The following is a 14,517-nucleotide window of genomic DNA, read 5'->3' as shown; positions in this document are numbered from 1 at the left end:
TCTCCACCCACTGTTTCGTCCATGACGACCCGGGGCACACGCCCGCGCCGGGGAGGCGCGGAGCGGTCGTCGCCGCGCAATGTCGGAAACGGCGACGGAGGGGTCCGGCGGGCAATGGCGCCGGGGTGTCCGGTCCGGCTGCGCGGTGGTGTTCCCGACGCATTCCGGAATCGAACCGGTGGTGCTTCCGCCGTCACCCCGCTCGTCGGCCGGGCTGAATGCGCCCGGTTTCCGCGAAAACGGACGACGGCATCCTGGACGGCCCGGGCCGCGTCACGCGGCGGCGGTGCCGTTAATCGACGGTCGTCCTCCTCAAGGTCCCACGTAGTTTTGTGCGAAATAGCCCGCGGAGGACCGGGAGCCGATCAGGTGCTCCAGCCGGGCCTGCCCCAAACGGCTCAGGAAGGGCTCCGGCGAACGGTGGATCATGAAGACCATCCACTGGGAGAACTCCTGCGCACGCCAGACCCTGCGCAAGCACACCTCGGAGTACGTTCGGAGGCCGGTGTCATCGCCCGTTCGGTGGTAGGCGGCGATGGCATCCGCGAGCACCTCCGCGTCGTGCAGCGCGAGGTTCATGCCCTTGGCGCCCACCGGGGTGATGATGTGCGCGGCGTCCCCCAGCAGGTACAGGTTCCCGTGGTTCATCGGTTCGACCACGTGGCTGCGCATGTCGAGGATGCGCTTCTCGATGATGGGGCCCTCGACCAGCTTCCAGTCGGAGTCCTTGAGCGCCAACCGCTTGTGCAGCTCCGCCCACACCCGCTCGTCCGGCCAGTTGTCCACGCTGTCGTCCACCGGGACCTGCAGGTAGTAGCGCGAAACCGTAGAACTGCGGAGCATGTGACCCGCGAATCCATCCGGGTGAAGTGCGTAAATCACCTTGTGGGTGGATGGCGGGGCCTCGGCCAGGATGCTCAGCCACTCGATCCCGTGCTGGTGGGTGAACTCCTGGAGCGCCCCGGCCGGGATGCTCCGCCGGCTCACGCCGTGGAACCCGTCCGCGCCGGCGATGAACGAGCACTCCAGCCGCTCCTCCGTGCCGTCCGCGTTCGTCCAGGTCAGAGCCGGTTCCGGTCCGGTGACGTCGTGCAGTTCGACGTTCCTGACCGACCACCGGACCTCACCGCCGCGCTCGTCCGCGTAGTGCCGAACGAGGTCCCGGACGACCTCCTGCTGCGGGTAGATGTAGTGCGTCTGGCCGTCGTACAGCGTGGAGTAGTCCACCTCGTGCGCATGCCCGTTCACGCGGAATTCGCACGCCCCGTGCCGATCCGCCTCTCGGAGCAATCTGTCGGCGAGCCCGTGCTCGGTCAACATCTGCACCGCGCGGTGCTCCAGGACCCCCGCGCGGGGCCTCGCCTCGATGTACTCCCGGGTGCCTTTTTCCAGCACAACGCAGGGAATTCCCGCTTCGTGCAGGAGGTTACCCAAGGTCAATCCCGCCGGGCCCGCGCCGACGATGCCCACCGCACGCCGGTTGCTCTGTACGGCCCATTCGGTGTCAAGATCACTCACCGCATACCCCAACCTCTGGACAGCCTGTGCAAAGATGCTCACCGAAGGTAGTGGATCAGCCTTCGAGTGTCGGTCGACCGGGTGTTGTCGAGCCGCTCGGATCACTTTGAGTGGTTCACCAACGCCCCCGTCGATCGTGCATCCTGCCCCCGCAAAGTCGTCACTCCAACAGGAGATGCCCCCCATGACTCGAAGAGTCGGCCTCTCGGCTCGAAGGATCTTCGGCGTGCTGTCCGCCGTCGCCCTGTTCGCCAGCGTGTCCGCCTGTGGCGCGCTCGGCGGCAGCGGCAGCGAGGACAAGCCCGCCGAGGCCGCAGCTCCGGGCAAGGTCGAGAAGGCCAAGATCACCCTTGGCCTGATCCCCGTCCTCGACGTCGCGTCGGTCCACGTCGCGATCAAGAAGGGTTACTTCAAGGAGGAGGGTCTTGAGGTCGAGGTCAAGACCATCCAGGGTGGCGCCGCGGCCATCCCGGGCCTGATCGACGGTTCGCTCGACATCACGTTCGGCAACTGGGTCTCGTTCTTCCTCGCCGAGTCCAAGGGCGCCGCGAAGGGCGTCGACGGCCTGAAGCTGGTCAGCGACGGCTACCAGGCCAAGCCCGAGATGTTCCTGATCCTGTCCAAGTCGGACTCGGCCGTGAAGTCCCCCAAGGACCTCGAGGGCAAGACGATCGCGATCAACACCTTCAAGAACATCGCCGAGCTGACCGCGAAGGCCACGTTGGAAGCCAACAACGTGGACGTGTCCAAGGTGACGTTCAAGGAGTTCGCGTTCCCCGACATGGAAGCCGCGGTGCAGAACGGCACCGTCGACGCCGCCTTCATGGTGGAGCCCTTCATCAGCAAGGCCCAGCGCGTCAGCGGCCAGATCACCGTGCTCGACGCGGCGTCCGGCCCGACGGACGGCATCCCGATCGCGGGCTACGGCACGACCGGCAAGTTCGCCAACCAGAACCCCAACACGGTGAAGGCGTTCCAGCGCGCCATGGCCAAGGGGCAGCGCGACGCCGCCGACCGCCCCACGGTCGAGCCGCTGCTCGTCGAGTACGCCAAGGTGGACAAGGAAACCGCTGGTCTGGTCCACTTCGGCGAGTACCCGACGACGCTCGACGCCACCCGGTTGCAGCGGGTCTCGAACCTGATGCGAACCTACGGGCTGCTCGAGAACGACTTCGACGTGAAGCCGATGCTGGTCAGCTCCGAGGGCTGACCCCCGGAGGGGGAGCCCGCCCGTCGGGCTCCCCCCTCGGGCGTTTCCCGTTCGGGTCCGAGGCGTGAAATACCCGTGAACCCGGTTAGCGATCGTTTAGCGCGTCCAGCTGTGGTCCGCGCGACAATGGTTGATTTACCGACTACACGGGTCCTCGTCCGAACGGCGGTATGACTCCGGGCTTTTTTCCACCAAGATCGCCCGGGTTTGCAGGGAAGTCTCGTTTCATCACTGGCTGGGGGGCTGGGGAGTGTGCTGACGGTGCGCGGTCACGACGACCACGCCTCCGGGAGAGATCCGGAGCGGATTCAACTCGACACGGGGACCGCCGAGAGCGGTCCGCCCGACTCGGGTCCCAGCACAGGCGCGGTTCCCGCCGACCGGGGCGTGTCCCGGTGGCGTCTGAGGAACTGGCGCCTGCGCAGCAAGCTGGCCGTGGTGCTCCTGGTGCCCGCGCTGAGCACGCTGACCCTCGCGGGGCTGCGGCTGAACACGCAGCTCGACGACGTCGAGCTGTTCGGCAAGGTCCAGCGGGAACTCCAGCTGTCCGCCCAGGCCGCCGCGGTCTCCGACGCGCTCCAGCTGGAGCGCGACGCCGCGGTGTGGTTCGTGGCGGGCGGTCGCGGCGAAGGCGCCGGGGAGTACGTCACGCGGTCCAGCAAGGTCGACAGCGAGGTCGGTCGCTTCCGCGACGTCGCCGCGGCGACGAGCGGCATCGACGAATCGGTGCGCGACGCGTTCCAGAAGGCGGTGCAGTCCCTCGACGGCCTGCTCGCCCTGCGCAACACGGTGTCCAACAGCAGGTACCCCGACGTCTCGGTCCACACCGCGTACAACCAGGTGCTGGCCACGCTCGCGCAGGTGCACCGGGCGACGTCGAGCAGCCTGAGCAACGGGACGCTGACGCCGCTCGCGGGCGCCAACTTCGCGCTGTACAGCGCGAAGGAGCAGCTGTCGCAGCAGAACTCCATCCTGCTGTCGGTCGCGCAGCGCGGCGAGTTCGCGCCCGGCCAGCTGAACGCGTTGCGCGCCGCGCAGTCCCGTTTGGACGCCGCGCTGTCGGACTTCGCGAACGTCGCGAGCCAGGAGAACCGCCAGCTGCTGTCGGACACCGTGTCCGGCCCGGCGGTGGACGGCCGCAACCGGCTCGTGCAGCTCGCCCAGGTGCAGCAGGGCGAGTCCGGCGAGGTCGGGATCAACGACTCCGAGGTCATGCGGGTCGGCGAGGAGACCGCGGCGCTGCTGCGGACGGTCACCCGCGACATCGAGGGCCAGGCCGACCGGGCGGCGGTCGAGCTGACCGAGACCGCCCGCGGCAACGCCTGGCGCGACGCGGCCCTGGTCGCCGTCGCCCTGATCATCGCGTTCGCCCTCATGGCGTTCGTCGCCCGCTCGATGCTGACGCCGCTGCGCGTCCTGCGGCGCACCGCGCTCGACGTGGCCCGCAACCGCCTGCCCGACGCGATCAAGCGCATCCGGACGCACCGCGACCCGGAACGCGCCGCGGAGGAGGCGTTGGTGCCGGTGCCCATCAACACGACCGAAGAGGTCGGCCAGGTGGCCCGCGCGTTCGACGCCGTGCAGCGCGAGGCCGTCCGCCTCGCCGTCGAGCAGGTGGCGCTCCGCGCGAACGTCAACGACATGTTCATCAACCTGTCGCGGCGCTCGCAGGCACTGGTGGAGCGGCAGATCACGGTCATCGACCGGCTGGAGCAGGACGAGCAGGACCCCGACCAGCTGGCCAGCCTGTTCGAGCTGGACCACCTGGCGACCCAGATGCGCCGCAACAGCGAGAACCTGCTGGTGCTCTCCGGCACCACGGTCAACCGCCGCGTCACCCGGCCCGTGCCGATCTCCGAGGTGCTCGGCGCCGCGGTGTCCGAGGTCGAGAAGTACGCCCGCATCCAGATCGCGCCCGCGCCCGAGATGCGCGTGCAGGGCCGCGTGGTCAACGACCTCGCGCACCTCATCGCCGAGCTGCTCGACAACGCGACCGCGTTCTCCAAGCCCACCACCAAGGTCACGGTGCGGGCGATCGAGACCCGGCGCGGCGAGGTGTCCATCCGCATCCACGACCGCGGTGTCGGCATGCAGGAGCAGGACATCGCCGAGGCGAACACCAAGCTCGCCGACCCGCCCGAGGTCGACGTGTCGGTGGCCCGCGAGATGGGCCTGTACGTGGTCGGCCAGCTGGCCAAGCGCCACGAGATCAGGGTCACGCTGAGCAACAACGACGACATAGAGGGTGGGGTCACGGCCCAGGTCGTCCTCCCGGTCGGCCTGCTGCACCGGGGACCCGAGCCGATCGCCGCGAAGCCCGCGCCGCTGGCCCTGCCGCAGCGCCAGGCCAACCCGGACGTGGAGACCAGCGGTGTCGGCGTGCTCGCCGGCGTCCCCAAGTGGACGCCGGACGCCACACCCGGCGCGTACGCCCCGCCGGACGCGACGCCCGCGCCGTTCCCGGTGGTGCAGACGCACACCGCCGAGCCCAACGGCTACTTCGAGGTCGAGCGGAGCCCGTCGACCGACCTGTTCACCGCCACGGTGACCGAGACGGTCCCGCCGCCCGCCGACGAGGCACCGGACTACTCCTACCCGCCGGGCGCGGCCGAGTACGAGCCCACGCCCCCGCCGGCGATCGAGGAGGACGACGCCTCGACCCAGCGCCTGCCCATCTACGAGGACGTGCTGTCCCGCTGGTTCCAGGGCGGCGAGGCCGCCGACGCGCCCGTGCACGTGCAGGGCGACCTCAACGGCGGCCGGAGCGTGCCGCCCGAGACCGCCGCGGAGAGGACCATGTTCGCCGATCGGGTCGACCTGGTCGGGGACTCGGACGGGTCCGCGTCGGAGCGCACGGTCTACGCCCAGCGCGTGGACCCGGCCGAGGCGGAGCACGCCCCGGCCCACGCCGCTCCCGCGCCGTCACCGCTCCCCAAGCCCGTCCCGCCGGAGCCCAAGGGCTCCACGCCCGCGGGTCTGCCCAAGCGCGAGCCCGCGCCGTCGGCGATCCCCACGTCGGGGACGGCGGCCGGGTGGGGCGCGGCGGACGACGGGTGGTCCACGGCCACCGACACGCTCAAGGCTCCCGTGGACGACACCACCACCGCGGGTCTGCCCAAGCGCGTCCCCAAGGCGCGCCTGGTGCCCGGATCGCTCACCGCGCCCTCCCCCCGGGGATCGTCGCCGTCGGCCCAGCCGTCGGCGAACGGCTCCACGTCCGCCGGCCTCGCGACCGCGCCCCCGCGCCGGTCCGCGGACCGGTTGCGGCAGCGCTTCGCCACCTACCAGCGAGGTGTGCAGCTGGGCCGCGAGTCCGGTGACGAAGCCGGGATGCCCTGGGAGGGCTTGTCGTTCGGCAACGCAGACAACAAGGAGCAGAAGTGACCTCCGCAGCCGAAGAACTGAACAACTTCAGTTGGCTGGTCGACGACTTCGTCAGCCGGGTCGCGGGCGTGGCGCACGCGATCGTGGTCTCGGCGGACGGCCTGTTGCTCGCGTCCTCGGAGCGCCTCCCGGTCGACCGCGCCGAGCAGCTCGCGGCCGTCTCGTCGGGCCTGGTCAGCCTGAACCTCGGGGCCGCGCGGTGCTTCGAGGCCGGTGACGTCAAGCAGACCGTCGTGGAGATGGAACGGGGCTACCTGTTCCTCATGTCCATCAGCGACGGGTCCTGCCTGGCCGTGCTGGCCGCACCGAACTGCGACATCGGCCTCATCGGCTACGCCATGACGCGACTGGTCGAGCGGGTCGGCATCCAGCTGACCCCGGAGATCCGGTCGCGGCTCCACGTGGCGATGCGCAGCTGAGCCCCACCCGGCGGTCCTCCTACTACTAGTAGCGTGTCGCTGCTTAGTTGTGGCGCTTGCGGCTGGGAGGCTGTTGTCCGGCAGGTCCCTTTCCCCTGCCGGACAAGGACTGGTGTGGTGGTATCGCATTTGAAGCGGCCGGTCAGGCTGTCGGCACGGGATCGTGAGGAGTTGATCCGGTGGACCACGACGGGTGTGCATCCGGCGTCGTCGATCATGCGGGCCCGGGTGCTGCTCGCGCTGGACACCTCGGCAGGCGAGCCTGATTCGAAGGAAGTGGTCGCGGCGCGGCTCGGGGTCTCGGGCGAGACGCTGCGGCTGGTCGCCAGGCGGTTCGCCGAGACCGGCGGCGATGTCCTGGCCACGATCTCGCGCAAGAAGCGCGACCTTCCGCCGGTGCCGTCCCCGGTGACCGGGGAGGTGGAGGCCCGGCTGATTGCCCTGGCGTGCTCGGCGCCGCCGGAGGGGTATGCCCGGTGGTCGTTGCGACTGCTGGAGAAACACGTCCAGCTCACCGAGGACATCCCGGACCTGGACCACTCGACCATCGGCCGGGTTTTGAAAAAACGGAACTGCGTCCTCATCTGAGGAAGTCCTGGAACATCCCGCCGCGGGCCAACGCCGAGTTCGCCGCCCGCATGGAGGACGTCCTCGCCGTCTACGCCCGGCCGCACGACCCCGCCCGTCCCGTGGTGTGCATGGACGAGAAACCCTTCCAGCTCCTCGGCCAGGTCCGCGACCCGCTGCCGGCCCGGCCGGGCAAGGATGCCCGCGAGGACAGCGAATACGCCCGGTGCGGCACCTGCTCGATCTTCGTGTGGGCCGAGCCCTTACGCGGATGGCGCCGCGTGCACGCCCTGGCCCAGCGCACCAAGATCGACTGGGCAGGGCAGGTCAAACACCTGCTGACCGTGGACTATCCCGACGCCGAGACCGTGGTACTGGTCATGGACAACCTCAACACCCACGGCATCGCCTCGCTCTACGAGGCCTTCGAACCCGGCGAGGCCTTCGCCCTGGCCCAGCGCCTGGAGATCCACCACACCCCCAAACACGGGTCCTGGCTCAACATCGCCGAGATCGAACTGTCCGCACTGTCCCGGCAATGCCTCGACCGCCGCATCAGCGACCTCGACACCCTCAACGCCGAACTCGCCGCCTGGCAACACGCCACCAACGCCAACCAGCGGGGAGTCGACTGGCAGTTCACCACCGACGACGCACGCGTCAAACTCCGCCACCTATACCCCAAAGGTTAGATGCGACGGTCTACTAGGGAAAGCAGAGCAACATGAGCGGTCGCGCTCCCGGACGGCCCGGGTCGCCCGCGGTGCCGAGCACGTCCGTCACGTCGACCAAGATCGTGGTGGCGGGCGGGTTCGGCGTCGGCAAGACGACCTTCGTCGGCTCGGTGTCGGAGATCGTCCCGCTGACCACCGAGGCGGTGATGACCGAGGCCAGCGTCGGCGTGGACGACCTGACGAGCACGCCGAACAAGATGACCACCACGGTGGCCATGGACTTCGGCCGCGTCTCGCTCGACAGCGACCTGATCCTGTACCTGTTCGGCACCCCCGGCCAGCACCGCTTCTGGTTCATGTGGGACGACCTGGTGCGGGGCGCGATCGGCGCGGTCGTGCTGGTCGACACCCGCAGGCTGTCCGACGCGTTCGCCTCGATCGACTTCTTCGAGGACCGCGAACTGCCGTACGTGGTGGGCGTGAACTGCTTCGACGGCCTGCTGCACCACCGCATCGAGGACATCCGGGAGGCGCTGACGATCGACCAGGCGGTGCCGATCGTCCCGTGCGACGCGCGCAACCGGCAGTCGACCAAGCAGACGCTGATCACGCTGGTGCAGCACGCCATGCGGCAGCCGACGTTCGCCTGACCCGGTCGACCGGGTTCGACCACGTCCGCCCGACGGGCCGTGAGCGGAAAACCGCTCGCGGCCCGTCGCGCGTCGGGCCACACTCGGCCGGATGACGGAGGACCGCGCGAAGACGGCCGCCCTGTACGACGCGATCAACACCCGGGGCGACTCGGACGACTTCCACCTCGACCTGGTGCGCTCCGCCGACGCCGTGCTGGACGTCGGCTGCGGCACCGGCGTGCTGCTGCACGCCGCCCGCGCGTCCGGGCACACCGGTCGTCTCGTCGGCCTGGACCCGGACCCGCACGCGCTGGCCGTGGCCCGCCGCCACGAGGGCGTGGAGTGGGTCGAGGGCGTCCTGGGCACGGCCGGGTACGAGGCGGAGTTCGACCTCGTCGTGATGACGGGGCACGTGTTCCAGGTGTTCCTCACCGACGACGACGTGCGCGCGCAGTTCACCGCCGTCCGGCGCGCGTTGCGGCCCGGCGGCCGGTACGCCTTCGAGACCCGGAACCCCGGCGCGCGGGCGTGGGAGCGGTGGACGCCCGAGCACAGGTCGACATCACCGGCGAGAACGGCGAGCGGGTCCGCGTCGAGCACCGGGTGGAGGACGTGCGGGACGGCCTGGTGCGGTTCAGCGAGACGCACAGCAGCCCGGACTGGGCGGAGGACGTGGTGGAGCGGGCGACCCTGCGGTTCACCACCGCCGAACAGGTCGACGCGCTGCTCGCGCAGAGCGGGTTCGAGGTGGTGGGGCGCCACGGCTCCTGGGACCGCGCGCCGCTGACCGCGACCAGCCGGGAGATCATCACCGTCGCCCGCCCCGCCCCGGGCGTGTCCGACCACGGCGGTGCTGTCGCGGTGGCGTTCGGGACGCGCGTCGGGGTGCGCGATTCGAAGAACCCGCGGGGCGACGCCCCCGGGTTCCCGACCTCCTCCTGACCCGCCTCCGGGCGAGCCCTCACGCGGTGACCGCTACACGTTCACCCATTCGGTGACCACGACGTCGTCACCCACCTCGCACCGCAGCCGCACCGGCCCCCGCGGCGGCGGGCCGAGCAGGAACATGCCCACCTCGTCCAGCTCCGCGTCCTCCACCGGACCGGTCGCCGTCAGCAGCACCACCCGGCCCGGCCGCGCGGGCAGCACCTGGCCCGCGACGCCCACCTCGGTGACCTCGACCTGCACCGACACGCCCTCGGCGTCGAACACGAGCTGACGCGCCGTCTGCGCCGCCCGCGCCCGGCTCGCCAGCTCACCGTCCAGCACCGAGTCGTAGCTGGTCAGCGCGATCAGCTCGGCGTCGACCGTGCGCCACGCCCACGCCGCCCGCGCCGCGTCGCGGATGTGCCCGGGCACGCCCGCCTGCTCGTCGAGCGCGGCCTTCAGGTCGCGCAGCAGCACGTCATCGCTTTCCCACCCCGGATCGACCGTCGACACCGACCACACCTCCTCCACCAGGTCTCGGGCTGAACAACCGGTGCACCGCGGGGGTCTTCCGCAGCTTGTCCAGGCACCTGATGCGGGTGGGCCCGATGCTGCCCACCGGCATCGCCAGCTCCTCGCTGACCGCCGCGTAGCTCGGCGGCGGGTCCGCCATCAGCTTGGCCAGCAGCTCGCGGCACTGCGCGGGCAGCGCCCGGAAGCCGTCGCGCAGCGCCTGGAGCCGCTGCGACGCCTCCATCTCCTCGTCCAGGTCCGCGACCGCGTCCACCGGGCTGGCCGGCTCGTCCTCGGACAGCGGGTCGTAGGGCTGGAGGCGCTGCTGCGCGCGCAGGACGCGCAGGCACTCGTTGCGGGTGGTCGTGGCGATCCACCCCGGCAGCGCGTCGGCTTCCCGCAGCCTGCCGATCTGCTCGACCAGCCGCAGCCACACGGTCTGGTTGACGTCCGCGGCGTCCGCCGGGCGCAGCCGGTGCCTGTAGACCACCGACAGCACCAGCGGCGTGTACCGGTCGATGATCTCGTGCCAGGCGCGCTGGTCCCCGTCCGCGGCGGCGCCCACCAGCGCGCCGATCGGCGATGCAGGGGTCACGTCCCCTCCTCCTGTCCAGGGGATGCCGCGCCTGCGCCCCGGCGTGCTCGGGCGCGGGCCCGAGCCGGGTCCGGGACATCGGATTCTTCGCTGCCACACACTACGGAGCAACCATGCCCCCCGCAGATACGACTAGTCCACGAAGATCCCGTAGCCGGGGAAGAACTCGGGCTTCCCGCCGAGCAGCTTCGCGCGGGCGTCGACCGCCGACAACCCGAACGTCGTCATCGTCTCGGCGATGCGGCCCGCCACGTGCGGCGCGGCGAACGACGTGCCCAGCCAGTAGGCGAACCGGTCGTAGACCTCCGCCGGCAGGCCCGGCAGCTGCCACCGGCCCTTGAGGAACGTGCTGGTCCGGTTGCCGACCGCGCACGCGTCCACCCAGTGGCCGTGGTTGGAGTAGCAGGCGGGTGAACGCGCGCCGTCACGCTCCTGGGCGACGGCGGCGACCGCCGTGACCCCGCTCAGCGCGGCGGGCCAGCTCGGCCGGTTCGTGCCCTGGTTGCCGGCGGACGCCACCACCACGACGTCGGCGGGCAGCTGGGCGACCGCCCGGCGCACCGGCTCGGAGGCCACGTCGTCCAGCGTGAAGCACCCCATCGAGATGTTGACGACCTGCACCCGCTCGTCGAACGACGTCAGCGCCCGGAAGAAGTCCTCCTCGGTGCCCAGGCCCGCCGGGTCCAGCGCGCGCTCCGGGTCGAGGCGCACGCCCGGCGCGGCCTGCCGCACCACGCCCATCACGAACGTGCCGTGCCCGCCCTCCACGGCGAACACGTCGTCGTGCGCGTAGGCGGCATCGACCTCGTCGGCCCTCGGGAGGAACGAGCCCTTGAGCCACAGCGGGTGGTCGGCCTCGGCGGTCTTGGAGACGCCCGTGTCGAGCACGCCGACGGTGACGCCCTTCCCCTGGCCCAGCCGCGCCCCGTCCGGGGCCGGCAGCGGCCCGGCCACCTGCGGCGGCTGCCCGGGGTGCCCGTGCATGTTGCCGCCGTGGCCGACCATCGCGTGGTGCGGCTGGACGAACGGCGTCCGCTCACCGGGCCATTGAAGGGGGTCGCGCAACAACCGCACGATGCGGGGGATGTCGTCGGAATTTCGCGGAAGGATCAACCGGCTCATTCCGGCGAAATCGCGACCTCGTTCGTTGACGATGTTGTTCTGCGTCAGTTTCCGCGCGACCCGGTCGACGTCCTGGGGGATGGTCAGCAGCTCACGGGCCACGAACAGGAATTCCCGCCCACGCTCGGCGTGCAACCGGAAAGCCGTGTGCTCCTTGATCGCCTGGTCGAAAACCTGGCGGTACAGCTCCGCACGGTTCGATGGTTGGGACACCACAGCCTCACAGCAGCGTCGACGGAGGTGCGAGCTTGATCAAGCTACCACAGGGGTCTTGGTAATAAGGTGGGTTTCGTGGCAGCGGAATCCGCCGCGGCGGCGGCGCTGGACGCCCGGCAACGGGACCCGCGCGCGGCGATCGAGATGGGCCGTTCGGCGCTGCGGGCCGCGCGGCTCTCCGGCGACGCCGAGGAGGCGTCGACCGCCGAACGCGCCATCGGCCTGTCGCTGCGCGAGCTGCACGACTTCGACGGCGCGCTGCGGCACCTGCGCCGCTCCGTCCGCATCGCCGAGGGCGTCGGTTCCGCGCGGCTCGCCGCGCTGGCCCGGGTGAGCCTCGCGTTCGTGCTGTCCACCACCGGCAGGCACGCCCAAGCGCTGCGCGCGGTCAACGAGGCGCTCGGCGCGCTCGACGGCGGCGACGCCGACATCGCCCGCATGCAGCGCGGCCTCGTGCTGCACTACCTGTGCCGCTACGACGAGGCGCAGCGCGAGTACAACTCGGCCATCGAGGCCGCCCGCCGCACCGGCGACCGGCTCGGCGAGGCCCGCGCCCGCAACAACCGCGGCCTGCTGCGCGCCTACACCGGCGGTCTGAAGGCGGCCGACGAGGACTTCGACCGCGCCGCCGCCCTGTACCGGTCGCTGGGCCAGGAGCTGGCCGTGGCCGACGTGCGGTGGAACGCGGGCATCTCCGCCTCCCGGGCGGGCGACGTGCCGCGTGCCCTGACGATGTTCGCCGAGGCCGAGCGCGAGTACCGGCGGCTGGCCGTGCCGCGTCCCGCGCTGCTGATCAACCGGCTGGAGCTGCTGGTGTCCGTGCCGCTGCTGGAGGAGGCCCGCGCGGCGGCCGACCGGGCGCTGGAGGAGATGGTCGGCGACCTCGTGCTGGCCCGCTCCGAGGCCCAGTTCTACCGGGCGCGCATCGCGTTGCTGGAGGGCGACCTGGAGCGCGCCGTGGAGATGGCGGTGTCGGCGCGCAGGGGTTTCCGGCGCGAGCGGCGCGAGGTGTGGGAGGCGAGCGCCCGGCACGTCGAGCTGCGCGCCGCCTACCTCAGCGGGCAGCGCACCCGCGGGCTGGTGACCGCGCTCGTGCGCGTGGCGTCCCGGCTGGAGGCCTTCGGCTGGCGCATGGCGGGGCTGGAGGCGCGGGTCGACGCCGCGCTCGTCGCCCGCGACCTGGGCGACCGGCGGCGTGCCGTGGCCGAGCTGACCACGGCGGGGGCGGCCCGGCGCGGCGGCACGGCGGCGCACCGCGTGCAGGGCTGGTACGCCGAGGCGCTGCGCCGCGACCTGCTCGGCAACGCCCGCGGCGCGCAGATCGCGCTGCGCCGCGGGCTCGGGCTGCTCGACGAGTACCGGGTGTCCCTGGGCGCGGTCGAGCTGCGCGCGTCGAGCGGCGCCCAGGGCAAGGCGCTGGCGTTCGAGGGGTTGCGCACGGCCGTCGCCGGCGGCCACGCGGGGCGCGTGCTGTCGTGGGCGGAGGCGTGGCGGGCGGGCGCCATGCGGATGACGCCCGCCCGACCGCCGGAGGACTCCGGGCTCGCCGACGCCCTCGCCGAGCTGCGCGCGGTGAGCGCCGACCTGGAGATCGCGCTGCTGGCCGGCAAGCCGTCCGCCGGGCTGCGCCAGCGCCAGGTCCGCGGCGAGCAGCGCGTGCGCGACCTGACCCGGCAGACCAGCGGCGGCGGCGCGGTGTTCAAGCCGCCCGCGGTGCGCGACCTCGCCCAGGCTCTCGGCGAGCGGGCGCTGGTCGAGTACGTCGACTACGACGGCGACCTGCTGGCCGTGGTCGTCGCCGGGGGACGCGCCTCGCTGCACCGGCTCGGGCCGCTCGACGGGGCGCTGCGCGAGGTGCGGCTGCTCAGGTTCGCCCTGCACCGGCTCGTCACCCTGCCCGGGCACCTCGACCGGACCGCCGTGCGCGGCGGGGCCGACCACACCGCCCGGCTGCTCGACACCCGCCTGCTCGCCCCGCTGCGCCGACGCCTCGACGACCGGCCGCTCGTGCTCGCGCCCACCGGCCAGCTCGGCGGCCTGCCCTGGTCGGCGCTGCCCGGCTGCCGCGGGCGGTCGGTGACCGTGGTGCCGTCGGCGACGGTGTGGCTGCGCGCGGCGCTGTCGTCCGTCGTCCCGCACGACCGGGCGGTGCTGGCCGCCGGCCCCCGGCTGCCCGCCGCGCCCACCGAGATCGCCGCCATCGCGCCGCTCGCCGGTGGGGCCTCGGTGCTGGTGGGCGCGGACGCGACGGTCGACGCGGTGGCCGCCGCGATGGACGGCGCGCCGCTGGCCCACGTCGCCGCGCACGGCTCGTTCCGCGCCGACAACCCGCTGTTCTCCGCCCTGGAGCTGGCCGACGGACCCCTCACCGTCCACGACCTGGAGCGCCTGCGCCGCCCGCCCGCGCTGGTCGTGCTGTCGGCGTGCGACTCGGGCCTGTCGGCGGTGCGGCCGGGGGACGAGCTGATGGGCTTCACGGCGGCGTTGCTGGGCCTGGGCACCCGGACCCTGGTCGCGCCGGTCGTGCCCGTGCCGGCGGAGGTGACCACGCCGTTGATGGTGGACCTGCACCGGAGGCTGGGGAAGGGCGACCCGCCGGCGGTGGCGTTGGCCCGCGCGCAGGAGGCCCACCGCGACACGGGTCACGAGGCCTACGCGGCGAGCGCGGGCTTCCTCTGCTTCGGGGCCTGACCGCGCCTCCCGCGTCGTCCCCGGGTCGTCCCCGGGTCGCCCGATCGGC

The 14,517-nt window shown here is 72.0% G+C and carries 13 protein-coding genes and 1 pseudogene; 10 read left to right on the top strand and 4 right to left on the bottom strand.

Annotated elements, in window-relative coordinates:
• Positions 1-312 precede the first annotated feature (312 nt).
• Positions 313-1,518 (bottom strand): 4-hydroxybenzoate 3-monooxygenase, encoded by a 1,206-nt coding sequence (locus tag J2S66_RS20055; RefSeq protein WP_310308706.1) that lies wholly within the window; start codon positions 1,516-1,518, stop codon positions 313-315.
• Between the two features lie 184 nt (positions 1,519-1,702).
• Here J2S66_RS20055 and J2S66_RS20050 point away from each other — a divergent pair, with 184 nt between their 5' ends.
• From J2S66_RS20050 to J2S66_RS20015, 8 genes and pseudogenes are all read left to right on the top strand, one after another.
• Complete coding sequence (locus tag J2S66_RS20050) at positions 1,703-2,728, top strand: ABC transporter substrate-binding protein (RefSeq protein ID WP_310308705.1); 1,026 nt, start codon at positions 1,703-1,705, stop codon at positions 2,726-2,728.
• Positions 2,729-3,115: 387 nt separating this feature from the next.
• Positions 3,116-6,112 carry a sensor histidine kinase gene (locus J2S66_RS20045; protein WP_310308704.1) on the top strand — a complete coding sequence of 999 codons (2,997 nt, stop codon included), beginning with the start codon at positions 3,116-3,118 and terminating at the stop codon, positions 6,110-6,112.
• Positions 6,109-6,531 (top strand): roadblock/LC7 domain-containing protein, encoded by a 423-nt coding sequence (locus tag J2S66_RS20040; RefSeq protein WP_306749400.1) that lies wholly within the window; start codon positions 6,109-6,111, stop codon positions 6,529-6,531. The genes J2S66_RS20045 and J2S66_RS20040 overlap by 4 nt, the downstream gene beginning before the upstream one ends.
• A gap of 171 nt (positions 6,532-6,702) precedes the next feature.
• The gene (locus J2S66_RS20035; RefSeq protein WP_310303758.1) at positions 6,703-7,119 is read left to right on the top strand and encodes a helix-turn-helix domain-containing protein; all 417 of its coding nucleotides are present in this window, start codon (positions 6,703-6,705) and stop codon (positions 7,117-7,119) included.
• Positions 7,008-7,790 carry an IS630 family transposase gene (locus tag J2S66_RS20030; protein WP_310303760.1) on the top strand — a complete coding sequence of 261 codons (783 nt, stop codon included), beginning with the start codon at positions 7,008-7,010 and terminating at the stop codon, positions 7,788-7,790. Before J2S66_RS20035 ends, J2S66_RS20030 begins: the two co-directional genes overlap by 112 nt.
• Positions 7,791-7,822: 32 nt before the next feature.
• Positions 7,823-8,422, top strand: a complete 600-nt coding sequence (locus tag J2S66_RS20025; protein WP_306749399.1) for a GTP-binding protein — start codon at positions 7,823-7,825, stop codon at positions 8,420-8,422.
• Between the two features lie 91 nt (positions 8,423-8,513).
• Positions 8,514-8,909, top strand: a pseudogene (locus J2S66_RS20020) (class I SAM-dependent methyltransferase); the annotation flags it as partial.
• A 32-nt stretch (positions 8,910-8,941) separates the two neighbouring features.
• The gene (locus J2S66_RS20015; RefSeq protein WP_310315388.1) at positions 8,942-9,346 is read left to right on the top strand and encodes a hypothetical protein; all 405 of its coding nucleotides are present in this window, start codon (positions 8,942-8,944) and stop codon (positions 9,344-9,346) included.
• A gap of 33 nt (positions 9,347-9,379) precedes the next feature.
• On the opposite strand, the gene J2S66_RS20010 is transcribed toward J2S66_RS20015, so the two are convergent.
• The 3 genes from J2S66_RS20010 to J2S66_RS20000 form a co-directional block, all read right to left on the bottom strand.
• A complete protein-coding gene (locus J2S66_RS20010; protein ID WP_310308703.1) occupies positions 9,380-9,844 on the bottom strand; it encodes a hypothetical protein in 465 nt (154 codons plus the stop codon).
• Positions 9,810-10,439, bottom strand: a complete 630-nt coding sequence (locus J2S66_RS20005; RefSeq protein WP_310308702.1) for an RNA polymerase sigma factor — start codon at positions 10,437-10,439, stop codon at positions 9,810-9,812. Before J2S66_RS20005 ends, J2S66_RS20010 begins: the two co-directional genes overlap by 35 nt.
• A 132-nt stretch (positions 10,440-10,571) precedes the next feature.
• On the bottom strand, positions 10,572-11,423 hold the full coding sequence (locus J2S66_RS20000) for a S8 family peptidase (protein ID WP_310308700.1): 852 nt from the start codon (positions 11,421-11,423) through the stop codon (positions 10,572-10,574).
• Between the two features lie 9 nt (positions 11,424-11,432).
• On the opposite strand from J2S66_RS20000, the gene J2S66_RS19995 reads away from it, so the two are divergent.
• Positions 11,433-11,813 (top strand): hypothetical protein, encoded by a 381-nt coding sequence (locus J2S66_RS19995; protein WP_310308699.1) that lies wholly within the window; start codon positions 11,433-11,435, stop codon positions 11,811-11,813.
• Between the two features lie 39 nt (positions 11,814-11,852).
• Complete coding sequence (locus J2S66_RS19990) at positions 11,853-14,468, top strand: CHAT domain-containing protein (protein ID WP_310308698.1); 2,616 nt, start codon at positions 11,853-11,855, stop codon at positions 14,466-14,468.
• The last annotated feature ends 49 nt before the right edge of the window (positions 14,469-14,517 follow it).

This window comes from Saccharothrix longispora, from assembly GCF_031455225.1.
Classification (GTDB): domain Bacteria; phylum Actinomycetota; class Actinomycetes; order Mycobacteriales; family Pseudonocardiaceae; genus Actinosynnema; species Actinosynnema longispora.
Note: the sequence above shows the minus strand (reverse complement) of the source record. Positions and strands in the feature narration are given on the sequence as shown.

What these genes read in the sequence shown, in the direction of transcription:
- J2S66_RS20050 (WP_310308705.1), top strand. Translation starts at nt 1,703, where the DNA reads ATGACTCGAAGAGTCGGCCTCTCGGCTCGAAGGATCTTCGGCGTGCTG.
- J2S66_RS20025 (WP_306749399.1), top strand. Translation starts at nt 7,823, where the DNA reads ATGAGCGGTCGCGCTCCCGGACGGCCCGGGTCGCCCGCGGTGCCGAGC.
- J2S66_RS20000 (WP_310308700.1), bottom strand. Translation starts at nt 11,423, where the DNA reads ATGCACGGGCACCCCGGGCAGCCGCCGCAGGTGGCCGGGCCGCTGCCG.